Here is a 23,205-nt window from a genome sequence, read left to right on the forward strand (position 1 = left end):
CCATGAGGCACAGACGCAAGTTTTTTGCACGAAGTAACCGCGCGCATGCGCGCATGAAAAAACTTCATGCGCGCGGCGAGCCGTTGTGCGGTCGCTGCGCGGTGCGTGCTCAGCGCTCCGATCGACTGCCGGGCGCCGGAGCGCCGCCCGGCGTTGCCTGCTCGTGCAGGGCCGCGGTCAGGCCCGCCGCATCCTTGCCGGACAGGCCGACCTCGGCCAGCAGCGATTCGAGCAGCGGCGCCTGCGCGCGGTAGCGCAGCGCGCTGCTGACCACCTGTTCGGCGAGGTTGCCATCGCCGGCCGCCGCGCCCGCGCCGTCGCCCATCCCGCCATTGCCGGTGAGGCCGCCGACCTGCACGATCTTGATGCCGTCGATCGATTCCATCGGCTTGACGCTTTCGCGGATGATCGCCGGCAGGTGGTTGAGCAACGCGATACGCAGCTGCATCGCGATCTGTTCGGCCGACAGCGTGTTGGCGGCGTCGTTGAGCTTGCGCTTGCCTTCCGCGTCCACCTCGTAGCGCGCGGCGGCAGCGTCGGCGCGCACTTTCTCGGACGCGGCATCGGCTTCGGCCTCGATGCGCTTCTGGTCGGCGTTGGCATTGGCCAGCGTGCGGATGGCTTCGGCCTTTTCTTCGGCGGCCTGCTTGTCGGCCTGCGCGGCCACGGTAATGGCGATCTGTTCGCGCTCGGCCACCTTGCTGGCTTCGACGAGTTCGATCTTCTTCTGGCGCTCGGCACGTTCGACCTCGCGTACGGTATCGACCTGCTCCGCCGCTTTCACCGCCGCCGCGCGCGCGGCATCGGCCGCAGCCTGTGCCTCGGACTGGGCTTTCGATTTTTCCGCGATGGCGATGGCGCGGTCCTGCTCGGCGAGTTCGACCACCTTCTGTTGTGCGACCCGTGCGGTCTCGACGTTCTTGAGTTTCTCGATGTCGCGTTCCTTGAGTTGCTGCTCCATGGCAATCCGTTGTTCCTCGACCGCGCGCTGCGCGACGAGCTTGGCCTGGTCGACCTGCTGCTGCGCGACGATCTTGGCGCCCTCGGCTTCCTGCTGCTTCTGCGCCTGCTCGCGTGCGACCTCGGCGATCTGCGCGGCGCGCCGGATCTCGACCTCGCGTTCCTGTTCCAGCCGCGCGTATTCCTGGTCGCGCGAGATCTGCAGGCGCTGCTGCTGCGCTTCGAGGTTCTTGCGCTGCACCTGCACTTCGGTGTCCTGCTCGATCTCGTTGCGCTTCTTGCGGCGCAGTTCGATCGCTTCGGTGAGCTTGGTCAGGCCCTCGGCGTCGAAGGCGTTGTCGGGGTTGAAGAACTCCTTGCTGGTCTGGTCGAGGCCGGTGAGCGACACGGACTCGAGTTCGAGGCCGTTCTTGAGGATGTCCTCGGCCACCACCTGCTGCACCTTCTGCACGAAGATGGCGCGCTGCTCGTGCAGTTCTTCCATGCCCATCTCGGCGGCGACCGAGCGCAGCGCGTCGACGAACTTGCCTTCGACCAGTTCCTTCAACTCCTGCGGCACCATGGTCTTGGCGCCGAGCGTCTGCGCGGCGTTGGCGATGGATTCCTCGGTCGGCTGCACGCGCACGTAGAACTCGGCCTGCACGTCGACGCGCATGCGGTCGCGCGTGATCAGCGCCTGCTCGCGGGCGCGCATCACGTCGAGCTTGAGCGTGTTCATGTTGACGCGGATGATCTCGTGCAGCACGGGGAACACCAGCGCGCCGCCGTTCATGATGACCTTCTGGCCGCCGAAACCGGTGCGGACGAAGGAGACTTCCTTCGTCGCGCGGCGGTACAGGCGCGCCACGACGAGCAGCACGAACAGCAGGAAGCCCGCGACGATGGCGGAGAGCACGAGGATCGTGATCGTTTCGGTGTTGTTGCTCAGATCCATCGGGTTCCCCTGGGAGGTGGGTGGCAAAAAGTGGTCCGGATTCAGCCGCCGTCGTGTTCTGCACGGAAACGCGCGCCGTCGCGGGCCACCAGGCGCACGCGGTCGCCGGCCTCGAACGCGTCGCCGTCGTGGCGCGGCTCCACCATCACGTAGTGGCGCTTGCCGTGTTCGTCGCGCAGCCATGCCTGGGCCGCGGCGCCGACACGCGCGGTGCCCAGCACGATGGTGGCGCTGCGGCCGACGAACGAGTCGCTCGACACGGCATCGGTTTCGTCCTGCGGCAGCGCACGCGCAATCAGGTCGCCGACCACGTGCACGAAGAACAGCGCGGGGAACACCGAGACGGGGGCCGCGATCCAGGCCGGCAGCAGCGCCCCGGTGAGGTGCGCTGCGATCCACTGCAACGCAAGCCCGCACAGGCCGAAACCGGTCAGCAGCGTCGCGATCAGGATCAGCATCGGCACGCGGCCGATGTGCAGCCACTGCATGCAGCGCTCGGCCAGCTGCGCGCCGGCCAGCTCGGACCCGCCGCCGTCCCCGACGTGGAGACCGTGGCCGTCGACGTCCGGCAGCATGCTGTCGAACAGCCCCGAGGCGGCGACGCCGAAGCCGAGGCTGACGATTTCGATCAGCAGCAGGATCAGCATCACGCCCAGCGCGACGGTGAACGGCAGGTTCGCAGTGGCCGTGAGGAAGGTCAGCATGACGTCCGGGACAGGCGCAATGGGCGCAGTGTGACATCCGGCGGGCGACCGGTGCATTGCCCGCGCGGGGGGCGAGCGCGGTCGGAACGCCGCCGCGCCGGCCGCCGTCGGACACCGGTTGCATGCGTTGCGTCGTTTCGCGCGCTCGCCGCGACGCCGATGCGGCAGCGCAGACTGCACGGATGCGCGCGTCTGCGGGCCGCATTGCGCAATGGCCGCAGCGTGCTGGCTCTACGCCGGCGCGGGTCAGGGCGTGCGGTTGTCCGGTGCGCGGCGCTAGTGCGCGGTCGCCATCGCCCGGCAGTGCTCGGCGCACGTGCGGCACGTGTCCGCACAGGCCTGCATGCCGTCGATGGCATCGCAGCTGTCGGCGCAGCGTTCGCACACCTGTGCGCACACCCCGCACGTCAGCCCGTGCAGCGCGGAGGAGCGCAGCATGAAGTCCGCGCTGGTGCGGCAGATGTCGGCGCAGTCGAGCATCAGACGGAAGTGTTCCGGCTCGAGGTGTTCGCCGCCCGCTTCGAGGCAGTGCGTCATCGCCTCGTGCAGGCAGGTGCGCTGGCAGCGGATGCAGGCGTCGATGCAGGCCTGCATCGCGGTCGTGCGGGTCGGTTGCATGGTCGTCTCCTTCGGTCCGGGCCGCGCGACGTGCGCGCCCGAAGATCGTGTCGCAGGTTCCGTGCCATGCGCGGCGCTCAGTGCATCAGGCAACGCGCGAAGAACGATTCCGTCAGTCGCAGCCGATGCAGCAGGTCGGCCTTCTGCAGGCCGTGCTTGGCGCCGGGGTAGGTCATCAGTTCGAATGCCCTGCCGCGTTTGTGCAGCTCGCTCATGAGCCTGGTGCTGTTGGTGAACAGCACGTTGTCGTCCGCCATGCCGTGGACCAGCAGCAGCTTCGACGTCATCCCGTCCAGATGCGAAAACACGCTCGCCGCCTCGTAGCCTTCCACGTTCGCCTTCGGCAGATCCATGTAACGCTCGGTGTAGTGCGTGTCGTACAGCGCCCAGTCGGTGACGGGCGCACCCGCGGCGCCGCAGGCATACGCATCCGACGCCTGCCCCAGCAGCATCAGCGTCATGTACCCGCCGTTCGACCAGCCGTGCACGCCGATGCGTTCGCCATCCACCCACGGCTGCGCGCGCAGCCAGTCGATGCCGCGGCGCTGGTCCTGCACTTCCACCGTGCCCTGCCTGCGGAACAGCGCACCGCCGAATTTCGCCCCGCGTCGCGGCGTGCCGCGGTTGTCGAGCGAGAACACCACGTAGCCCTGTTGCGCGAGGTACTGGTTGAAGAAGGCATCGGCGCGGCCGGGCCACGATTCGAGCACGGTCTGCGCGGCCGGGCCGCCGTACACGTAAACGACGACGGGATATTTCTTCGACGCATCGAACCCCACCGGCTTCACCACGCTGTAATGCAGCACGCTGCCGTCGTCGGCCAGCAGCTGCCCGAACCCGGTCGGACGATGCGCGGCGCGGTATGGTGCGTAAGGATGCGTCGGCGCGGCGAGATCGTTGTCGAGCAGCGTGGCGAGTTTGCGTCCGTCGGCGCGATACAGCTCTATCTGCGGCGGCGTCGTGGTGCTCGACCAGCTGTCGACCCAGATCGACGCATTCGTGCTGAAGCGCCCATCGTGCATCCCGGGTGCCTGCGAGAGCCGCATGATATCGCCGCCGGCCAGCGGCACCGAATACACGTGGCGCTGCAGCGGCGAATCCTTCGTCGCGCTGAAGTACACCGTGCCCGCATCCTCGTCGACGCCGAGCACGCTTTCGACGATCCAGTCGCCCGAGGTCAGTGCCGTGGCAGTGCCGTCGGTCGCAATACGGTACAGGTGCTCGAAGCCGCTGCGCTCGGACGACCACAGCAGGCTGCCGTCGTCGAGGAAACGCAGGTTGTGGTGCAGCGGCACCCACGTGGTCGATGTCTCGCGCACGAGCGTGCGCTGCGTGCCGGTGGCGAGGTCGGTTTCGACCAGATCCAGCGTGCGCTGGTCGCGGCTCTGGCGCTGGAACGTCAGGTGCTGCGCATCGCGCCAGTCCACGCGCGCGAGGTAGATGTCGGTTTCCGCACCGAGGTCGATGCGCTGCGGCTGCGGCGGCGCCATCGACGTCTGCAGCTTCACCGTCTGCGGCCCGCTGCGCGTCTCGATGGTGCCGTCCACCGTGCCCGGCGCCTTCGCGAACGCCGCGGGGTTCACCACGAACAGTTCGACGCGCACGTTCGGATCGCCGGCCGACGGATAGCGCTGCTCGACCACCTCGGTGCGATCGGCGTAGATCTCGAAGCGCTGCTGGATCGGCACCGGCGATTCGTCGATGCGGGCGTAGGCGATCGCGCTGTCGTCCGGTGCCCACCAGTAGCCGGTGTGGCGATCCATTTCCTCGTCCGCCACGAACTCCGCGACGCCGTTGCCGATGGTGTCCGAGCCATCGCGCGTGAGCTGCAGCTCGCGCCCGGTCTGCAGATCGACCACCCACAGATTGCGCGCACGCACGAAGCTCACGTAACCGCCCTTCGGCGAGACCTTCGGATCGGTGGCGAACCCGCCGCCCGACGTCAGCTTGCGCGTGGCGTCGGCGCCACGCGCCTCGAGATCGTGCAGGTAGAGCTCGCCGCCAAGTGGAAACAACAGGCGACGGCTGTCCGGCGCCCAGTCGTAGGCCACGATGCCGGAAAATGCCGCGATGCGTTGCCGCTCGCGCCGCGCCTTTTCCTCGTCCGACAGCACTTCATCGCCGGGCAGCACCACGGCCGAGTCGACCAGCAGGCGCGTCCTGTCGGCCTTGACGTTGTATTCCCACAGGTCGAGGCGAAAGCGGTCCGTGTCCTTGCCGCGCAGGAAGGTGACGCGCGAGCCGTCCGGCGCGATCTTCGGCTGCATGAGCGTGGGCCCGGACAGCGGCGCGTCGCCGGTGATGGCCTCGAGCGTGAGTGCGCGGGGTGCGGTGGCGGGCGTGTCGGCGTGGGCGGTCGTCATCAGCAGCAGGCAGGCGAAGGCGGTGGCGAGTTTCATCGGCGGATCCGGCTCATTTCACGGACTTGCGCGTGTGGCCGAACAGCACGGCGCGCTGTGCGTCGTCCATCGGCGTGCGTTTGATCTTCTCGGCCCACGCGTAGGCACGCTGCGTGGCGGGACGCGCGGCGATGGCGTCGAACCAGCGCTTGAGATGCGGGAAATCCTCCAGCGCCATGCCTTGGTCCGCGTGCGGCACGATCCACGGATAACAGGCGCAATCGGCGATGCTCATCGCGTCGCCGGCAATGAACGTGCGGCCGTCGAGATGCCTGTCCAGCACGCCGTACAGGCGGTCGGTTTCGTTGACGTAGCGATCGATCGCGTAGGGAATCTTCTCCTTCGCGTAACGCGCGAAATGATGATTCTGCCCGGCCATCGGCCCGAGCCCGCCGATCTGCCAGAACAGCCATTCGAGCGCGGTCTTGCGCCCGCGGATGTCCGTGGGCAGCAACTTGCCGGTCTTTTCGGCGAGGTAGAGCAGGATCGCGCCGGATTCGAAGATCGGAATCGGCGCGCCGCCGTCGGCCGGTTCGCGATCGACGATCGCCGGCATGCGGTTGTTCGGCGCGATGCGCAGGAATTCGGGCTTGAACTGGTCGCCCGCGCCGATGTCGACGGCCTGCACTTCGTACGGTTCGCCGGCTTCTTCGAGGAAGAGCGTGATCTTGTGGCCGTTCGGTGTCGGCCAGTAGTGCAGTTCGATCATGTCGCAGGCTCCGTTCGAAGAGCCTGCGACTTTACCGCCGCAGCGCAGCGCACTCCAATGCGGTGCGCGGCCTACAGCCCGCCTTCGGTTTCGAGCCCGTCGGCGAACACGAAGGTCGGCGACTGGATGCGGCCCATCATCGCGCCAAACGAACCCGTCGATGCTGCGACCTCCGCGGCCCCCGCCGTCAGCACGCGCCCGCGCGCATCGATCGATCCGAGACCGGGCCGATCCTCGCCCGGGTCGAACAGGCTGTCGCTGGCGATCCACTGCAGGAGGCTGGTGTCCGGCGCACCGTTGGCCCAGCCCATCTTCGGCGCCAGCTGGAAGTCGAGGCGTTGCGCGAAGAAGCGGTTGTCGCCGGCGGGGCCGGTGGTGCCCGTGACGATCATGTCCGACGCCGGCCAGCCGGGATCGACGAGGCTGACCGAACCGAGCCGCGTGGCCGATCCCGGGCTCGCATCGCCTGCATTGATGGTGCGCTCGCGCTGGAAATCGCCGTCGTAGGCGAAGCGCTGCACGAAGCCGCTGAATACGCCGCCGAAGCGCATGTTGCCGGCGATGACGACTTCGCCGCCATCACCCACGGCCAGATGCGCGAGGTCGTGTTCGCGTGCTTCGGACGCGGCGCCGAAGAAGATCACGCGCTTGCCGTTGCGTGCGGTGCCGTAGGTGAAATCGCAGTCTTCCTCGCACCAGGTCGGGTCCAGTCCGCCATCGGGCGTCATGCGGGCGATGCCGATGCGCATCACGTTGACTGCGAAGTCGCGCACCGTGCCGGCCACGACGATGTTGCCGTCGGCCTGCACGGCCACCGCCCTGGCGGCATCGGTCGGGTTGGTGGACTGCAAGTCGAAATGGATCGTCACGCGGCCGCCGAGGTTGAAGCTCGGGTCCAGCGTGCCGTTGGTGCGCAGGCGCGCGATGCCGAAATCCGTGTCGAGCGTGCCGGCCAGTTCTACGGCGCCGGCCAGCACCACGCGATCGCCGGCATCGATGGCCACGGCGTGCGCGATGTCGGTGTCGTTGCCGCCGTAGTCGAAGCCGACCGTAGCGGCGCCGCCGTTGCCGAAACCGGCGTCCGCCGCGCCGTTGGCGAGCAGGCGCAGCACTTGGAAATCGACGTTGCCGGGCGCGGTCTCGTTGGCGCCGGCGATCAGCACGCGATCCTGCGAATCGATCGCGGCGCCCCCGACGGACGTGAACGCGATCTCCGGGCCCGGACCGCCGATCGTGTCGACGCGGCCGCCGTCGGAAAAGCCCAGCGTCAGCACGCACTCGCGCAGGGCCGGACACTGCCCGCCGGTGAATGCGACCACCGCGACCGAACCCTTGTCGCGGCGCGGCAGGTGCGCGACGGTGCGCGCGGTGCCCGCGGTGTTGGGCGGCACCACAAAGACGCCGTCGGACTCGAAGCCGGCATCCAGTTCCACCAGCGGCAGCGCGGACGCGGCGGCCGGGGCGGCACAGGCCAGCGTGCAGAACACGAACGAACGGAAGGGCATGGTGTGGCTCCTGTCGGGCGACGTCGTGCCCGGGGCGTGATGGAGGGATCGGGAATGGGCGTTGCGGATGCGGAACGCGCCGTCGAGCGCGGACCTCAGAACGGCACGAGTTCGACGCGGCGATTCTTCGCGCGCCCGGCGTCGTCGGCATTGCTCGCCACCGGCGCGAGATAGCTGACGCCGTTCGCGCTCAGCCGCGCCGCCGCGATGCCGTACTGCGCCGTCAGCGCCGCACTCACCGCCTGCGCACGCGCCTTGCTCAGCGCGAAATTGCTCTCGAGCCCGCCCTGGCTGTCGGTGTGGCCGACCACGTGCAGCTTCAGCGCCGGCTGCTGCGTCATCAGCGCGGCGATCTGTTCCAGCGCCGGCGTCGATTCGGGCTTGATCGTGCTGCTGTTGGTGTCGAACAGGATGCCGTACAGCGCCACGCGGCCGGTGCTGGCGATCGCGCTGCCCATGTCGGCGGCGCTCACCGTCACCATCTTCTCTTCGCGCGGCTTCAGTTCCAGCACGTCGACCACGGCGATCGTGCGGCCGTTGATGGCCTTGCAGTACAGCGTGTCGGTGCCGGTGAAGGCGTGCACCACCACGTAGGCCTTGTCGGGAATCGCGAAGCTGCCCAGGCGCTGGTCGCTGACGCCCATCGTCTGCGCACACGCGCCGTTGCTGAAGGCGGCATCGCCCACGCGCGAATGCGGCCACAGCTTCATCGCCACGGACTGGTCGCCGCCGCCGCCATCGGTGTTGCGGCCGGCATCGCCACCGCATTCGCCGGCCTTGCATTCGTACGTCTTCGCGCCGCCCATGGCTTCCACCACCTGCTGGTAGCCGCGCAGCGCTTCCAGCGGCGAGCGGCCGGCGGGCAGCACGTAGACGATGCGCGTGCGTGCGCCTTCGAAGGTCTGGTGCGGCGCGAATTGCCACAGGCGGTTGTTGTTCTCGTCGCGCGGGTTGTCGCCTTCGACGAGCTTCAGCGGGCCGCCGGGGAACAGGTATTCGTCATACGCCGATTGCGAGAACGAAACGACGACGCTGCCGTCGAAGCGCTCGAGCCACGGCAGGTCGCGCGCGGCGGGGATGTCGTCGACGGGCTCGGTGGCGTCGGCCAGCACGACGGCGGGCAGCAGGCACGACAGCAGCGGAAAGACGGCGCGGGCAAATGCGTTCACGGCAGGGGCCTTGCTCGATCGGAGTGCAGGGGAATACGCAGGCCCTGCGCCGATCGGGACATGGCGTGCCGGGCCGGCGCCGTGCCACGCTATGCGGTGTCCGGGGAGTCCACGCCAGCCATGTCACTCGACCTCAAGCGCCGCGCCTATCTCGTGCTGCGCGATCTGCTCGACACGCCGACGGGCGAACGCGACGCGTGCGCCGTCGAACGCTGCGGCGATGACACCGCACTGCTCACCGAAGTGCGCGACCTGCTCGCCACCGACACCGGCGGCGTGCTCGATCGCACCGCGGCCGGCGTGGCCGCGCGTCTCGTCGGCGGCAATGACGGCGACGACGCCGAGGCCGTGCTGCCCGCCGGCACGCAACTCGGCGCCTGGCGCCTGCTGCAGCCGCTGGGGCAGGGCGGCATGGGTATGGTCTACCTCGCCGAACGCGCCGGCGACGGCTACGTGCAGCGCGGCGCGCTGAAACTGATCAAGCGCGGCATGGATTCGGCCGCGGTGGTTGCGCGCTTCCGCAATGAACGCAGCATCCTCTCGCGCCTCACCCAGCCCAACATCGCGCGCCTGCTCGATGGCGGCGTGGCCGAGGACGGGCGGCCGTTCCTCGTCATGGAGTACGTCGAAGGCGAGCCGCTGTCGGACTGGGCCGCGCGCACCGCCGCCGGGCTCGACACGCGCGTCGCGCTGTTCCTGCAGGTCTGCGACGCGGTGGCGCATGCGCACCGCCAGCTCGTCGTGCATCGCGACATCAAGCCCGGCAACGTGCTAGTGGACGCACGCGGCGTGCCCAAACTGCTGGATTTCGGCATCGCCAAGCTGCTCGGCGACGGCGAGGATGCGACGCGCACCGCCACCTCCGGCCATTTCCTCTCGCCCGCCTACGCCGCGCCGGAGCAGCGCGACGGCGGCTTCGTCACCACCGCGGCCGACATCTACCAGCTCGGCCTGCTGCTGTTCGAGCTGCTGACCGGCGCACGCTTCAGCGCCATCGCCGGCAACACCGGCGGGCATCCGTCGCAACGCCTCGCGGCGGCGCGCGAGCTTGTCGGCGACGACGGCCCGACCGCGATCACGCCGCGGCAACTGCGCGGCGATGCCGGCATCATCGTCGCGCGCGCCACCGATGCGGATGCCGCGCGGCGTTACGCCACGGTCGAAGCGTTGGCCGACGACGTGCGCCGCTGGCGCGACGGGCGCCCGATCCTCGCGCGACCCGACAGCGGGCTGTATCGCCTGCGGCGCTTCGTCGCGCGGCATCGCGTGGCGGCGGCGCTCGGCGTCATCGCGATCGTCGGCCTGCTCGGCGGCAGCGCGCTGGCGCTGTGGCAGGCGCAGCGCGCCGAACGCGAAGCGCAGCTCGCACGTTCCGCGCAGGCCTTCCTCACCAGCGTGTTCGACGCCGCCTCGCCCGACAGCGAAGCCGGCGCACGCGTCACCGCGCGCGAACTGCTCGATCGCGGCGCCGAGCGCATCGAACGCGATCTCGCCGACCAGCCGCGCCTGCGCGCCGACATGCAGGTCACGCTCGGCACGCTGTACACCCAGCTCGGCCAGTACGACCAGGCGCAAGCGCTGCTCGAACGTGCGCGTAGCGGCTGGCCGGACGGTTCCGCAGACGACGCGGCCGCGCGCCTGCGGCTGCTGGCCAAGCTCGCCGCGGTCGAGCGCAGGCGCGGCCGGCTCGACGACGCGCTGGCGCTGTTCGACAGCGTGCTCGCGACCGATGCGCCTGCGGATGCCCGCTCGCACGTGCTGGTCGAGCGTGCGCTGCTGCACGACGAACGCGGCGCGTTCGACGCCGGGCTCGCCGACGCCCGCGCCGCGCTCGCCATCGACAGTGCGCGCGACGACGACGCCGGGCTCGACATCGTCCGCGATCGCCACATCGAAGCCCTGATGCTGGCCCGGCTCGGCCGCTTCGACGAGAGCCAGCGGGTGTTCGACGCCACCCTCGCCGACGCGTCGGTGCGTCTCGGACCCGACGACACCCGCGTCGCGCAGATGCACAACGATTACGCGGTGCTGATGTCGAGCGCGTCGCGGCCGGAGCCGGCCGAGGCGCATGCGCGCAAGGCACTGGACGCGCGCCGCCGCCGTCTCGGCGACGACCATCCGGCCGTGGCCGAAACACTGCAGGTGCTCGGCGGTCCGCTGCGCCAACTCGGCCGCCTCGACGAGGCGCAGCAGGTGCTCGAGGAAGCGCTCGCGATCCAGCGCAAGGTCTACGGCAACGAACACGTGCAGGTGGCGGGCACGCTCAATTCGCTCGGCATCGTGGCATCCACGCGCCAGCAGTACGCTCTCGCGGAAACCTACACGCGCGAATCGCTCGCGATCTACCGCGCCATCGGCAGCGACCGCACGGTCAATACCGCGACCATCACCACCAATCTCGCCGTGGCGATGATGCGTCAGGGCAAGATCGCCGACGCCCGCCCGCTGCTCGAGGACGCTCTGGCGCTGCACCGGCAACTGCTCGGCGACCGCCATCCGGCCATCTTCAGCGACTACAACGCGCTGTCGCAGCTGAGCCTGCGCGAAGGCAGGATCGACGAAGCGATCGCGCACGCGCGCGCGTCGGCGGCGGTCGGCGACGCGCTCTTCCGCCCGGGACGCGAAACCGCCACCGTGCATCTGACCCTCGCCAACGCGTTGCTGCGTGCCGGCCGCGCGGACGAGGCGCTGGCCGAGATCGAGGGCGCGATCGGCACGCTGACGGCCATCGGCGCCGGCAGCGAACCGCGCATGCTCTACGCGATCGCGCTGCAGGCCGATGCGCTGATCGACCTGGACCGCGTCGACGCGGCCGCACCGCTGGCCGAACGCGTGCTGCGCGAACGCCCGGCGAACGACATCGCCAACCGCATCGGCGCGCACGCGCTGATGGCGCGCCTCGCCCTGGCCCGGCAGCAGCCGGCGAGGGCGCAGCGCGAGCGCGAGGCGGCGCGTCGGTTGCTGGCGACGATGGCTGCGCCGGACCCGGAACTGGCCGCCGACATCGCACGCGATTGACGCTGCCCGCCCGCAACGGCGATGCTCGGCACAAACGGGGGAGACGATGGACGACACGGGCAGCGATGCGCCGGCCGCAGGCCGGGACGAGCTCGTCGCGGCCCTGCTGGCGGCCGCCGGCAGCGGCGACGCGGCCGCCAACGATCGCCTCTTCGCCCTGCTCTACGACGAATTGCGCCAGTGCGCGCATCGCCAGCTGCGCAGCCTGTCCTCGCGCACGCTCTCCACCACCGCGCTGGTGCACGAGACCTACCTCAAGCTCATCAGTGCGCGCACCCTCGACGTGCAGGACCGCCGCCATTTCATGGCACTGGCCGCACGCGCGATGCGTCAGGTGCTGGTCGACAACGCGCGCCGTGCCGGCGCCGGGAAACGCGGCGGCGACGCGCTGCTGGTGACGCTCGACGAGCGCGTGCCGGACGCGGTCAACGAAGCCCTCGAAGTGCTCGCGCTCGACCGCGCGCTGTCCACGCTCGAAGCCGTCGACCCGCGCGCGGCCCGCGTGGTGCAGCTGCATTTCTTCGGTGGTCTCGCCTTTCCCGCGATCGCCGAACTCGAAGGTCTCAACGAGCGCACGATCAAACGCGACTGGCAGGCGGCGAAGATGCTGCTGGCCGCCGAGATGGGCGCGGGCGGCTGAGCCGATCCGGCCCGGTCTCGCGCCGGCGCGTCTCAGGCGGTGTAGCCGCCGTCCACCGCGAATACCCCGCCGGTCACGTACGACGCGGCCTTCGAGGCCAGGAACAGCGCCATCGGCGCAATCTCGTCCGGCTGCGCCACGCGCGCCATCGGGATCAGCTTGAGCATCATGCCGAGGATCTTCGGATCGCCGGTCAGCGCGGACGCGAATTTCGTTTCGGTCAGGCCCGGCAGGATCGCGTTGACGCGGATGCCGTGGCCGGCGAGTTCCTTGGCGAAGCCTTCGGTCATGTTGACGATGCCGGCCTTGGTCATCGAGTACACCAGCTGGCCGGGCGCGGCACGCCTTGCGTTGACCGAGGCGATGTTGACGATCGCGCCGCCGCCGTTCGCACGCATGCGTCTGGCGGCCTGCACCGTGCTCCAGAAGTAGCCGCGCAGGTTCACCTCGCAGGTCTTGTCGAACGCGGCGAGGTCCATGTCCAGCGCCGGGCCGAAGTAGGGATTGGCGGCGGCATTGTTGACGAGGATGTCGGCGACGCGCCCGTCCGCGTCGAGGCCTTCGAACAAGGCCTCGATCTGCGCGCTGTCGCCCACGTGCATGGCGCGCGCCTCCGCGCTGCCGCCGGCCGTCACGATGGCATCCGCCACCGCTTCGCACGACTCGCGCTTGCGGCTGGTGCAGATCACGTGTGCGCCGTGCACGGCGAGCAGATGCGCAATGGACGCGCCGATACCGCGCGAGGCACCGCTGACGAGGGCGGTCCTGCCGCGCAGATCGAAGAGGTCGGAGGCCATGCGCGTTGTCCATACGGTGAGGTATGCTTGAAAGGGTAGCATGGTCGCCAATCGTCGCGCGGGACATCCGGCGCGGGCGCGGCATGGGGCAGTGGGCGTCTGCGGCACGCCGCGGCGAAGGGAGTGGACGATGTTCCAGCGGGTTCTGATCACCGGCGCCGGCAGTGGCCTGGGCCGCGCGCTTGCGCAGCGCTACGCGGCCGCGGGCGCAGCGGTGGGATGTGCCGATCTGCATCTGGATCGCGCGCAGGAGACGGTGGCGGCGCTGCCCGGCAGCGGGCACGTCGCGTGGCAAGTGGATGTGGGTGACGACGCCAGCTTTGCCGCGTTTGCCGAGGCGGCACGCGCGTGGGGCACGCCGGACCTGCTCGTCAACAACGCCGGCATCGCGGCCGGCGGCACCCTGCTCGACAGCACCATGGGCGAATGGCGCGAGTTGCTGGAAGTGAACCTGCTCAGCGTGGTGCGCGGCTGCAAGACCTTCCTGCCGGCAATGCTCGATACCGGGCGCGGGCATGTGGTGAACGTGGCCTCGTTCGCGGGGCTCGCCGGCGCGCCGGGGATCATGAGTTACGGTGTGGCCAAGGGCGGCGTGGTGATCCTCTCCGAGCAACTGCGCGCCGAGCTGCACGGCAGCGGCGTGGCCGTGAGCGTGGCCTGCCCGGCGTTTTTCCAGACCAACCTGCTGCAGAACTGGCGCGGCAGCGACCAGATGCGCGCCGCGGCCGGACGGCTGATGCAACACAGCGCGGACACGGTGGACAGCGTGGCCGATGCCATCGTGAAGGCGATCGGTCGCGGCGAATTCCTGATCCTGCCCACGCGCGACGAGCCGATGCGGTGGCGGATGAAGCGCTGGTTGCCCGGGGTGTATTTCCGGCAGCTGCTGGCGATGATCGAGAAGCGCAAGCGGGTCGCGCGGCGGGCGGGGTGAGGTTGCGCGGGCGGTTGCGCGGTGCGGCGGGGTGAGGGTGGCGCCCTCATCCGCCTGCCGGCACCTTCTCCCGGCGGGAGAAGGAACTCGAATCGCGGCGCTGTCGCGGGTGGAACGTGTGGAGTTGGCGACGTGCAGGGCTCGCCGGAACGTCCGGGCCACGATCCTTCTCCCGTCGGGAGAAGGTGCCGGCAGGCGGATGAGGGATGGGCCTCGCACTCGACACATCCCGCTCAACGATGCGACATCCACGATCAACCCAATCCATCAAGGCCAACCCCATGCAATGGATGATCTACGGCGCCAACGGTTACACCGGGCGTCTCATCGCACTCGAAGCCAAGCGTCGCGGCCTCGCGCCCATCCTGGCCGCGCGCAACGCGCAGACACTGGCCGACATCGGCAACCAGACCGGCTTCGCCCAGCGCGTGTTCGACCTGAGCCCGGACGCGCTGCGAACCGGCCTGGAAGGCGTTGACCTGGTGCTGCATTGCGCAGGTCCGTTCTCGGCCACCTGCGCGCCCATGCTCGAGGCCTGCCTCGAACGCAAGACGCACTACCTCGACATCACCGGCGAAATCGACGTTTTCGCCCACTGCCACGCGCAGCACGACCGCGCCAGAACCGCCGGCGTCGTGGTGCTGCCCGGCGCGGGCTTCGACGTGGTGCCAACGGACTGCCTTGCCGCACAGCTCAAGCGCGATCTGCCCGGCGCCACGCACCTCACCCTTGCGTTCGACGCCGGCGGCGGGCTGAGCCCCGGCACGGCCAAGAGCAGCGTCGAGGGCCTCGCCAAGGGCGGCCGTGCGCGCATCGACGGCCGGCTGCAGCGCGTGCCGCTGGCGTGGAAGACGCGCGAGTTCGTGCGCGACGGAAAGACGCGCACCGCGATGACCATTCCGTGGGGCGATGTGTACACCGCCTTCGTGTCGACCGGCATCCCGAACATCGAGGTGTATCTGTCGGTGCCGCCGTCCACCGTGACCCGCATGCGGCGTCTGCGGCGCATCTCGATGCTGCTGGGGCTCGGCGCGGTGCAGCGCTTCCTGAAGCGGCGCGTGGAGAAGACCGTCCGCGGCCCGTCCGACGCCAAACGCGCGAGCACCGACACCTTCGTCTGGGGCGAGGCGCGCGACGCCAACGGCACGGTGCACAAGGGCACGCTGCGCACGCCGAACGGCTACGACATCACCGTGACCGCCTCGCTCGGCATCGTCCAGCACCTGATGAAGACGACGGTGCCGGGCGGCTATTACACCCCGTCGCTGCTGATGGGCCCGGACTACGTGCTGGGCCTGCCCGGGGTGTCGCGCGAATGAGGTACCCGCGGCAGCGGACTTGGCAGCGTCATCGGCACTCCGTACCCTTGACCGGCTGATCCGCCCCCTTTCCCGGAACCGTCATGTCCAGCGCTCCCGCTTCGTCCGCCGCCCGCATGGGCCCGCTTTCCTGGCTGATCTTCAGCTCGCGCTGGCTGCAGTTGCCGCTGTACCTGGGCCTGATCGCGGCGCAGTGCGTCTACGTTTTCCTGTTCGGCAAGGAATTGCTGCACCTCATCACCGATGCGAACCAGCTCGACGAGATGCAGATGATGCTGCTCGTTCTGGGCCTGATCGACGTGGTGATGATCTCCAACCTGCTGGTGATGGTGATCGTCGGCGGCTACGAAACCTTCGTCTCGCGCCTGAACCTGCAGGGCCACCCGGACCAGCCCGAATGGCTGAGCCACGTGAACGCGTCGGTGCTGAAGGTGAAGCTCGCGATGGCGATCATCGGCATCTCGTCGATCCACCTGCTCAAGACCTTCATCGAGGCTGGCGCGCTGGGATCGGAGGTGTCGCGTCTGCCGTGCCTGATCGATCTGAAGTCGACCGATCCGCAGATGGCCTCGCTGCTGTCCAACCCGGCCGTGATCGAGGCGCTGAACAGCGCCGGCAAGTGCGTCACCGAAACCGGCGTGCTCTGGCAGACGATCATCCACTGCGTGTTCATTCTTTCGGCGATCGGCATCGCGTGGACGGATCGACTGATGCAGGTGCCGTCGGGGCAGAAGCCGATCGTTCACCACTGAGCCCGCGGGCGCGACGCGTTACGGTACGGACGCCACCGCGTCCGTGCGCACCGCCCGCACCGCGAAGCGCATCGGTCCGCCGGCCGTCAGCGCGTCGAACGGCCAGCATGTGACGAGCCAGAGCGTGTCGGTGTCGGCATCCAGCGCCAGGCGCTCGCTGCGCGCATCGGCGATGCGGGTGTCGGCGACGCGGTAGCGGGTTTCGCCCGCAGGGCCCTGCAACAACACCTCGTCGCCGACGGCGAGGTCACGCAGGAACGCGAAATGCGTGTCGCGGTGGCCGCTGACGACCACCGTGCCGTGCGTGCCGGGCGCGGCGCTCGACTCGGCCCAGCCGGGGCCGAACGCCAGCGTGCGTCCGCTGTCGCCGGCCAGCACGATCTGATCCACGCCCTGTCCGGGCGCGCGCAGACGGGCGACGGGCGCCGTGTCGGCCCACGGCCACGGCGCATGCGGCTTGCCGGTCGCGAGCGTGTGCGTCCATGCATCGTGCAAGAGCCACTGCGCGAGGCCGGCCTTGGCGTGGATCCAGCCCGCCTGCACAGCGAGCGTCAGCGCCGCCACGCAAAGCGCCAGCGCGATCACGCGTTTGCGCGGCCTCGCCGCATCGCGTCGTGCCGGTGGCGGTAGCGCCGCAGCACGCTCCGCAAGGCTCAGATCGGTTGCCATTCGCCGTCCGCCGCAAGGGACGCGCCGCGTTCCGGATGGCTGCGCCAGTCGCGCAGGCCCGTGACGAACGCCGGATCCAGATGCACGTGGGCATCGGCGCCCAGGCTCGTCTCCTGATCGTCGCGCAGCAAGGGACGGCGGTTGGCGGGGTGGAAGAAGTCGCGGGGAAGGCAAAGATCCATGGGGGGTCTCCTGCAGGCAAGTGCTACGCGGATTCGGCGAGCGTGCGGGTGGGGCGGGGGTGCGTCAGCGCCAGTGCAAGCAACAACAGTGCCGCCGCCCACGCCGCGAGGCTGCGCGCGCCGGTGGCGCCCTGCGCGAGGGCCAGGGCGTCCTCGCCGCCGTTCTCGAATCGGGTCGAGGCGAGCGCCGCGTCGGACGGGCGCGCCACCTGCCGCTCCACCGCGACCAGGCTGGTGTAGCGGCTGACGAGGTGATGCTCGATGCCGAGCGCGACGATGGCGCTGCGGATGGTGGCTTCGTCCGCGCCCTGGCGCAGTGCGTCTTCGAGCGATTCGATCTTGTGCCTGCCCCACAGCCGCGCGACGCCGTCGACCCGTGTGCCGCGTCCGAGCGCCAGCGTGTCGCTCCATTCGCCCTGCGCGCTCCAGCCGCTCGCGACGAGCGTGCCGCTGCCGTCGCCACCGAGTTTCGCGACCGCCAGCAACGGCTCGCCGTGGTAGAGATCGGGCAGCGTCTCCGGATAGGCCTCGGTGCCCGGCGGCCACGCCAGGTCCACGCCGCGCAGCGCGGGCCGGTCGAGCTTGGCGAACAATGTCTGCATGCGTTGCGCCACCTCGCCGGTGGAGCGGATCACCAGTGCACTGCCGCGGCCGATCTGCGCCGCCTTCTGCAGGAACCAGCCGTTGGGCGCGTTGCCGATGCCGACCGGAAACAGCCGGGCCTCGCCGAGATCGCGTTCGATCTGCGCCAGCAGCGCGGACTCGTTGCCGACGCCGGCATCGGTGGCGAACACCACCTGGCGCACGAAACCGGGCGCGGCCTCGCCCTGCAGCGCCGCGCGCAGCGCGGGAGCCATCTCGGTGCCGCCGTCCGCCTGCAGCGCGGCGATCCAGTCGGACGCGATGCGGATGTGCTCGGCATCGGCCGGCACCGGCTGCATGAACAATTGCTCGGTCGTCGAGTTGAACTGGACGAGGTTGAAGCGATCGCCGGGCCGCAGCCGCGCCAGCGCCTCGGCGAGCGCATCGCGCGCCTGCACGATGGCGCTGCCGGACATCGAGCCGGAGGTGTCGATGACCAGGATCAGCTCGCGCGGCAACGGCGCGATCTCCTGCGTCGGCGGCAGCAGCATCGCGTAGGCGTACGTTGCATCGTCGCGCTGTTCGACGAACAGCGCGCTTTGCGGATCGGCCACGGCCGTCGGGATCCAGCGCAGCTCGAAATCGCGCTCGGGCAGGGTGGCGAAGTCCTTGAGCCGCACGACGAACCGCTCCGCGTGCCGGGTGGTCTCGATCGCGTGCGTGGGGCTCTCGATGGCGTCCAGCGCCACGCCGGGGGTCAGGTTGATCTGCAGCGAGACGACCGGCGGCGGCGCCGTGTCGGCCGACGCGGCCACGGCGGCGGGTGCCAGCGCGTGCGGATCGCCGTCGCGCGGAGCCGAGTCAGGCAGTGCGAGCGCCGTCGACGGCGTGTAGCGCGGCGTGAGACCGAGCGGCAGGTCGATCGAGAACTGCCCGTCGCGGAAGTCCACCGCCTGCCAGTACGCGATCCGCACCGTCACCGTTTCGCCGGGTCCGATGTTGGCGACCGACGTGCGGAAGAGGTTCGGACGATTCTGTTCGACCATGCCCGCACGCTGGCCCTGCGCCGCGGCGGCCTGGTAGATCGCCTGTGCCTGCGCCTTCTCGTGGATCTCGCCGACCACCTCGCGCTCGCCGATGGCGAGCCTGAGTTCACCGACCGCCGCGCCCGCGGGTAGCGGCAACAGGTAGCGGCCTTCGAGCCACTGGCTGCCGTCGTTGATATAGCGCTGCTCCACCGTCACCTCGGCCAGCAGGCCGGTCACATTGAACGTGACATCGGTTTCGAGCGCGGCGCTGTCACGCCAGCCGCCATCGGCGGTGGCGAACTGCAGGCCTTCCGGATCGGGCGCCTGCGCGCCGGCACGCGCGGCGAGCGCGAGCAGAAGAAATCCGAATCCCAGCCGCCGCTGGCGCTGCAGACGCGGGCTCGTGAAGAGGCGGGGCTTGCGGGTAAGACGCGCGGGCTGCATTGGGCTGTCCTCGCCGCGAACCGTTCGCGGATGGGAGCATTCCGAACCCTCGCGAGGCCGATGGCGCGGCACACCGGGGCGGATCGTCCGACCGTTCGTGGCAAATCGCGGGCGCTGGCCGCGGCGCGCGCAGCCCATCGCCGCGCCGCACGCCGCCATGACGGCGGCCACGTTATCCTTGCCCCGCACCCACGTCAGGCCATCGCATGTCCCGCCTCATCGCCATCGTCGAAGACGAACCCGCCATCCGCTCCAACTACGTCGACGCGCTGACGCGTTTCGGCCATCAGGTCGCGGCGTTTGCATCGCGCCCGGAGGCGCAGCAGGCATTCGCCCTGAAGCTGCCGGACCTGGTCATCATCGACGTGGGCCTGGGCGACGAACCCGAAGGCGGCTTCGATCTGTGCCGCGAACTGCGCGGACGCTCGGCCACGCTGCCGATCCTGTTCCTCACCGCGCGCGATTCGGACCTGGACGTGATCTCCGGCCTGCGCCTGGGCGCCGACGACTACCTCACCAAGGACATCTCGCTCGCGCAGCTCACCGCGCGCGTGCAGGCGCTGTTCCGCCGCACCGACGCGCTGCGCTCGCCGCAGTCGAAGGACACGGTGATCGCGCTGCGCGGCCTGCGGCTGGAGCTCGAACGCATGCGCGTGACGTGGAACGGCGAAGACGTGCCGCTGACCGTGACCGAGTTCTGGATGGTGCATGCGCTCGCGCATCGGCCGGGGCACGTGAAATCGCGCGAGCAGCTGATGCGCGAGGCGCAGATCGTCGTCGACGACGCCACCGTCACCTCGCACATCAAGCGCATGCGCAAGAAGTTCGTCGCGCTGGACGCGGCGTTCGACGAAATCGACACGGTGCACGGCGCCGGCTACCGCTGGCGTCCGTGACGGTCCGTGCCCGGACAGTCCGTGCCGCGTTCGGCTGACGGACTCAGCCGCAGCGTTCGGCCAGCGGCGCGAGTTCGTCGAGTTCCGGGGGCGTCAGTCCGGTCGCCCGCACCCGCGCGCGTGCCTCGCAGGCTGCCGGTATGTCGCCCGCGGCGACCGCAGTGGTGGCCAGCAGGATCCAGCTGCCGATATCGCGCCGCACGGTAAGGTTCTGCTGCGCGAGCGCATAGGCGCGTTCGGGTTTGCCGATCTCGATGAAGAATTCGGCGGCGTGGTGTGCATACGCGCCGGGATACGTCTCGAGCAGCGCTTCGTAGCCGGCCTCGGCTTCGCGTGCGAGGCGCTCGGCGTCGGTCTCGTTGCCCGCGGCGCGCTCGACGCCCGAGAGCGCAGCGAGGAATTCGGCATTGCCGGTCTGTGCGATCACTTCGCGATACAGCTCCCGCGCACGTTCGGTGTTGCCGAGCGCGGCCTCGCATTCGGCCAGGTGTTCGGTCGCGAGGTAGTACTGCGGCAGCCGCGCGTGCGCCGCGGCGAAGAAATCGCGCGCCTGCCGCACCTGGCCGAAACGCAGCAGCGCGATGCCCTGCTGCACGTGCAGCCACGCCAGCGGCACCGGATTAGTGTCGCGGTACTGCGTCTGCGCCGCACGGTAGAGGAAGGTGGCGCCCGCGAGATCGCCGTGCATTACGCGCAGGTCGGCGCGGTGTGCCAGTTCGTAGAAGTCCGGGGTGACGTCGGTGGCCTTGTCGAATTCGCCGCGCAGCGCGGCATAGTCGCCGAGCGCGAGTGCGATCTCGCGTCGCGTCGACGCAAGATCGGCCGCACTGGCGCCGTGTTCCTGCGCTGCGTCGAGATCGTCGAGCGCCTCGCGAAACCGGTGGAAGCCAGACCGCACCACGCCGCGCAGCTGGTAGGCCCGCGCCGCGGCCGGATCGGCGGCGATGGCCGTGTCGAGCAGCACCATCGCCTCTTCCGCGTCGGACAGACGACCGGTGACGCGGAAGCGATGGTAGAGATCGCCCGCGAGCGCTACCCGATGCACCGCCATGTCACGCGCGGCGATGATGCGGCGGTATTCGTCGATGCGTGCGTCCAGGTTGCCGACGTAGATCGCGCCGCTGGTGGTGCGGTAGGCGTCGGGCTGCAGCGGCCAGGTCGGATCGGCGCGAGCGTCGTTCGCGATGGGGGACGCGGATGCGTCATCGGCAACGGCAGTCGCGTCGCCGGCCACGGTGGCGCGGTCGTGCGCACAGCCGAAGAGTGTGGCGAGCGCGGCCACGGCGAGGATCATGCGCATGTGCGGCTCCGTGCAGAAGGAAATCGATCGACACCAGGGACGATGCTCGGCCGGCGGAACAGGCCAACGATAACGTGCGTGCTTTCTGCCCTTCACGCCGACCGGGCCAAACCCGGCCGGCGTGAAGGACTCCCCGGGGTCGATCAGTTCGCCGCGCCCAGGAACGGGAAGTCGGCCAGGAACGTGCTGTCGTTGTCGACGTTGTCGCTGACGCCCGGGCCGACCACCGCGCCGAGGGTGTCGTCGATCACATCACGTTCGAGCGTGCGGCCACCGCACTGGCCGGCGACGCCCAGTTCCACTGCGAGGTACGCGTCGCAATCCGGGATCGAGGCATCGATGACGAGACGATCGTCCACCAGCACCGGCGCGAGGTCCGCCGGCGGCAGCACCGTGTTGCCGGTGGTGCCGTCGAGCGTGTCGAGCGCCGCAAGGTTGGCCTGAATCTCGTCCTGGAACGCTGCCGCCCAGCCCGCGGGATCGACCGCGGTGTTGTACGCATCCTTCTTGCCGGTGCTCGCCAGCAGGTCGATCAGCGCGGTGTTGATGCCCGGACGGCCCATGCGGTCGATCTGGCCAAGCTGGTTGAGGCTGCAGTCCAGGCCCACCACCGAGCTTGCGCGCGTCAGCGGAATCGTCACCGGGGCGAAGCCGTCGCGCGTCGGCGTGACGTCGAGCTCGGCCGTGTCGCAGTCGCTGAAGGTGAAATCGAGCGTGCCGAACGGCGTTTCGACCAGATCGTCCGGATCGAACGCCGGCGGGAACGACGGGCCCGAGCCGCTGACCACGGGTACCGACGCGGTGTTGCCGTTCGCGGCGATGTCACCGATGCCGTACAGCGCGAGCTGCTCGCCCTCGTTGTCGAACACGTTCCAGTACGTGACGAGCCGGTACGGAAGGTGGTTCTTGGCCGCGGACTTCGCCGGCGGATCGTTCGCGGTGACCGACTCGATCACCTGCACGATCAGGCCGTGGCCCGGGTTGGCCGGATCCCACCACATGCCGGTGAAGCCCGGGCCGACGCCGGCGTCTCCGGTGCGTTCGGTGGAGGCGTACACCTTGAGGGTGGAGTTGGCACCGCTGTCGGTGAGGCGGTCGCGCGACACGCCAAGCACGATCGACAGCGTATTGAGCCCGGCGAAGAAATTGACGCCCGGATCGGTGAAGGCCGGCACCAGCGTGTCGCGGGTTTCGTTGAACGCGTCCAGGTCGAAGAAGAACGGATCGTCGCGCAGCCCGGCGAAGACGCGCAGCTCGTCCGCGTCGACGATTTCGCCGAGATTGCCCTCGGCATACAGCGTGTCGCCTTCGTTGCGACACAACACGCGCGTCGCTTCGTCCGGGAAGGTGCAGGTGATCGTGGTGTCGCCGCCGTCGCCGCCGTTGGAGATGTTGAAGCGGTACGACACCGCATCGGAGAAGCGCGAGTTCGCGTTCGCGACCGGCAGCACGGTCGCCACGAGGATCACCTCGTTGGCGTCGTTCGGGTTGACAAAGGCGTAGACGTCGTTGATGTCGGCCGCCGGATCGGCGGTGGTGAGCGGCGAATCGCGGTGGTCGGCGGCACAGGCAGCGCCGATGCCGGTGGCAAGCAGTGAGAGGAACAGTGCCGTACGTTGGATGGTCATGGGCGGACTCCGGTTGAG

General features: G+C 69.6%; 19 protein-coding genes. 6 read left to right on the forward strand and 13 right to left on the reverse strand.

Going from position 1 to position 23,205, the window contains the following annotated elements; genetic code table 11:
- Positions 1–109: 109 nt before the first annotated feature.
- From HNQ52_RS08040 to HNQ52_RS17555, 7 genes are all read right to left on the reverse strand, one after another.
- Positions 110–1,894 carry a flotillin family protein gene (locus HNQ52_RS08040; protein WP_183960582.1) on the reverse strand — a complete coding sequence of 595 codons (1,785 nt, stop codon included), beginning with the start codon at positions 1,892–1,894 and terminating at the stop codon, positions 110–112.
- A 41-nt stretch (positions 1,895–1,935) separates the two neighbouring features.
- The gene (locus HNQ52_RS08045) at positions 1,936–2,598 is read right to left on the reverse strand and encodes a YqiJ family protein (protein WP_183960583.1); all 663 of its coding nucleotides are present in this window, start codon (positions 2,596–2,598) and stop codon (positions 1,936–1,938) included.
- 276 nt (positions 2,599–2,874) lie between these two features.
- Positions 2,875–3,216, reverse strand: a complete 342-nt coding sequence (locus tag HNQ52_RS08050) for a four-helix bundle copper-binding protein (protein WP_183960584.1) — start codon at positions 3,214–3,216, stop codon at positions 2,875–2,877.
- 77 nt (positions 3,217–3,293) lie between these two features.
- On the reverse strand, positions 3,294–5,615 hold the full coding sequence (locus HNQ52_RS08055) for a S9 family peptidase (protein ID WP_425486481.1): 2,322 nt from the start codon (positions 5,613–5,615) through the stop codon (positions 3,294–3,296).
- Positions 5,616–5,628: 13 nt separating this feature from the next.
- Complete coding sequence (locus tag HNQ52_RS08060) at positions 5,629–6,324, reverse strand: glutathione binding-like protein (RefSeq protein ID WP_183960585.1); 696 nt, start codon at positions 6,322–6,324, stop codon at positions 5,629–5,631.
- Positions 6,325–6,395: 71 nt separating this feature from the next.
- Positions 6,396–7,829 carry an NHL repeat-containing protein gene (locus HNQ52_RS08065; protein WP_183960586.1) on the reverse strand — a complete coding sequence of 478 codons (1,434 nt, stop codon included), beginning with the start codon at positions 7,827–7,829 and terminating at the stop codon, positions 6,396–6,398.
- Between the two features lie 95 nt (positions 7,830–7,924).
- Positions 7,925–8,998: an OmpA family protein gene (locus HNQ52_RS17555; protein ID WP_183960587.1), complete on the reverse strand. Its 1,074-nt coding sequence runs from the start codon at positions 8,996–8,998 to the stop codon at positions 7,925–7,927.
- 120 nt (positions 8,999–9,118) lie between these two features.
- On the opposite strand from HNQ52_RS17555, the gene HNQ52_RS08075 reads away from it, so the two are divergent.
- The gene (locus HNQ52_RS08075; protein WP_183960588.1) at positions 9,119–12,016 is read left to right on the forward strand and encodes a serine/threonine-protein kinase; all 2,898 of its coding nucleotides are present in this window, start codon (positions 9,119–9,121) and stop codon (positions 12,014–12,016) included.
- Positions 12,017–12,062: 46 nt separating this feature from the next.
- On the forward strand, positions 12,063–12,656 hold the full coding sequence (locus HNQ52_RS08080; protein WP_183960589.1) for an ECF-type sigma factor: 594 nt from the start codon (positions 12,063–12,065) through the stop codon (positions 12,654–12,656).
- Between the two features lie 32 nt (positions 12,657–12,688).
- Here HNQ52_RS08080 and HNQ52_RS08085 read toward each other — a convergent pair whose 3' ends face one another.
- Complete coding sequence (locus tag HNQ52_RS08085) at positions 12,689–13,453, reverse strand: glucose 1-dehydrogenase (RefSeq protein ID WP_183960590.1); 765 nt, start codon at positions 13,451–13,453, stop codon at positions 12,689–12,691.
- 130 nt (positions 13,454–13,583) lie between these two features.
- Between HNQ52_RS08085 and HNQ52_RS08090 the strand changes: the two genes are divergently transcribed.
- The 3 genes from HNQ52_RS08090 (at position 13,584) to HNQ52_RS08100 (ending at position 16,458) form a co-directional block, all read left to right on the forward strand.
- A complete protein-coding gene (locus tag HNQ52_RS08090) occupies positions 13,584–14,387 on the forward strand; it encodes an SDR family NAD(P)-dependent oxidoreductase (RefSeq protein WP_183960591.1) in 804 nt (267 codons plus the stop codon).
- Between the two features lie 281 nt (positions 14,388–14,668).
- Positions 14,669–15,706: a saccharopine dehydrogenase family protein gene (locus HNQ52_RS08095; RefSeq protein ID WP_183960592.1), complete on the forward strand. Its 1,038-nt coding sequence runs from the start codon at positions 14,669–14,671 to the stop codon at positions 15,704–15,706.
- A 116-nt stretch (positions 15,707–15,822) separates the two neighbouring features.
- Positions 15,823–16,458, forward strand: a complete 636-nt coding sequence (locus HNQ52_RS08100; protein ID WP_425486482.1) for a TIGR00645 family protein — start codon at positions 15,823–15,825, stop codon at positions 16,456–16,458.
- Between the two features lie 18 nt (positions 16,459–16,476).
- On the opposite strand, the gene HNQ52_RS08105 is transcribed toward HNQ52_RS08100, so the two are convergent.
- From HNQ52_RS08105 to HNQ52_RS08115, 3 genes are read right to left on the reverse strand one after another with little or no spacing between them, the layout of a single operon-like run.
- Positions 16,477–17,127: a class GN sortase gene (locus HNQ52_RS08105; protein WP_183960594.1), complete on the reverse strand. Its 651-nt coding sequence runs from the start codon at positions 17,125–17,127 to the stop codon at positions 16,477–16,479.
- Positions 17,112–17,309, reverse strand: a complete 198-nt coding sequence (locus tag HNQ52_RS08110; RefSeq protein ID WP_183960595.1) for a hypothetical protein — start codon at positions 17,307–17,309, stop codon at positions 17,112–17,114. The genes HNQ52_RS08105 and HNQ52_RS08110 overlap by 16 nt, the downstream gene beginning before the upstream one ends.
- Positions 17,310–17,332: 23 nt before the next feature.
- Complete coding sequence (locus tag HNQ52_RS08115) at positions 17,333–19,363, reverse strand: marine proteobacterial sortase target protein (RefSeq protein WP_183960596.1); 2,031 nt, start codon at positions 19,361–19,363, stop codon at positions 17,333–17,335.
- Between the two features lie 206 nt (positions 19,364–19,569).
- Here HNQ52_RS08115 and pdsR point away from each other — a divergent pair, with 206 nt between their 5' ends.
- Positions 19,570–20,259, forward strand: a complete 690-nt coding sequence (pdsR, locus tag HNQ52_RS08120; protein WP_183960597.1) for a proteobacterial dedicated sortase system response regulator — start codon at positions 19,570–19,572, stop codon at positions 20,257–20,259.
- A gap of 43 nt (positions 20,260–20,302) precedes the next feature.
- Here pdsR and HNQ52_RS08125 read toward each other — a convergent pair whose 3' ends face one another.
- Both HNQ52_RS08125 and HNQ52_RS08130 read right to left on the reverse strand, forming a co-directional pair.
- Positions 20,303–21,559, reverse strand: a complete 1,257-nt coding sequence (locus tag HNQ52_RS08125) for a tetratricopeptide repeat protein (protein ID WP_183960598.1) — start codon at positions 21,557–21,559, stop codon at positions 20,303–20,305.
- Positions 21,560–21,702: 143 nt separating this feature from the next.
- Positions 21,703–23,187 carry a DUF4331 family protein gene (locus HNQ52_RS08130; RefSeq protein WP_183960599.1) on the reverse strand — a complete coding sequence of 495 codons (1,485 nt, stop codon included), beginning with the start codon at positions 23,185–23,187 and terminating at the stop codon, positions 21,703–21,705.
- Positions 23,188–23,205 lie beyond the last annotated feature (18 nt).

This window comes from Chiayiivirga flava (genome assembly GCF_014202825.1).
Classification (GTDB): Bacteria; Pseudomonadota; Gammaproteobacteria; order Xanthomonadales; family Xanthomonadaceae; genus Chiayiivirga; species Chiayiivirga flava.

Bases quoted from the DNA above. Each gene is read 5' to 3' on its own strand.
- HNQ52_RS08125 (WP_183960598.1), bottom strand. From the start codon at position 21,559: ATGCGCATGATCCTCGCCGTGGCCGCGCTCGCCACACTCTTCGGCTGT.
- HNQ52_RS08040 (WP_183960582.1), bottom strand. From the start codon at position 1,894: ATGGATCTGAGCAACAACACCGAAACGATCACGATCCTCGTGCTCTCC.
- HNQ52_RS08085 (WP_183960590.1), bottom strand. From the start codon at position 13,453: ATGGCCTCCGACCTCTTCGATCTGCGCGGCAGGACCGCCCTCGTCAGC.
- HNQ52_RS08115 (WP_183960596.1), bottom strand. From the start codon at position 19,363: ATGCAGCCCGCGCGTCTTACCCGCAAGCCCCGCCTCTTCACGAGCCCG.
- HNQ52_RS08110 (WP_183960595.1), bottom strand. From the start codon at position 17,309: ATGGATCTTTGCCTTCCCCGCGACTTCTTCCACCCCGCCAACCGCCGT.
- HNQ52_RS08045 (WP_183960583.1), bottom strand. From the start codon at position 2,598: ATGCTGACCTTCCTCACGGCCACTGCGAACCTGCCGTTCACCGTCGCG.
- HNQ52_RS08055 (WP_425486481.1), bottom strand. From the start codon at position 5,615: ATGAAACTCGCCACCGCCTTCGCCTGCCTGCTGCTGATGACGACCGCC.
- HNQ52_RS08105 (WP_183960594.1), bottom strand. From the start codon at position 17,127: ATGGCAACCGATCTGAGCCTTGCGGAGCGTGCTGCGGCGCTACCGCCA.
- HNQ52_RS08075 (WP_183960588.1), top strand. From the start codon at position 9,119: ATGTCACTCGACCTCAAGCGCCGCGCCTATCTCGTGCTGCGCGATCTG.
- HNQ52_RS08080 (WP_183960589.1), top strand. From the start codon at position 12,063: ATGGACGACACGGGCAGCGATGCGCCGGCCGCAGGCCGGGACGAGCTC.
- pdsR (WP_183960597.1), top strand. From the start codon at position 19,570: ATGTCCCGCCTCATCGCCATCGTCGAAGACGAACCCGCCATCCGCTCC.
- HNQ52_RS08090 (WP_183960591.1), top strand. From the start codon at position 13,584: ATGTTCCAGCGGGTTCTGATCACCGGCGCCGGCAGTGGCCTGGGCCGC.
- HNQ52_RS08100 (WP_425486482.1), top strand. From the start codon at position 15,823: ATGGGCCCGCTTTCCTGGCTGATCTTCAGCTCGCGCTGGCTGCAGTTG.
- HNQ52_RS08050 (WP_183960584.1), bottom strand. From the start codon at position 3,216: ATGCAACCGACCCGCACGACCGCGATGCAGGCCTGCATCGACGCCTGC.
- HNQ52_RS08060 (WP_183960585.1), bottom strand. From the start codon at position 6,324: ATGATCGAACTGCACTACTGGCCGACACCGAACGGCCACAAGATCACG.
- HNQ52_RS08065 (WP_183960586.1), bottom strand. From the start codon at position 7,829: ATGCCCTTCCGTTCGTTCGTGTTCTGCACGCTGGCCTGTGCCGCCCCG.
- HNQ52_RS08130 (WP_183960599.1), bottom strand. From the start codon at position 23,187: ATGACCATCCAACGTACGGCACTGTTCCTCTCACTGCTTGCCACCGGC.
- HNQ52_RS08095 (WP_183960592.1), top strand. From the start codon at position 14,669: ATGCAATGGATGATCTACGGCGCCAACGGTTACACCGGGCGTCTCATC.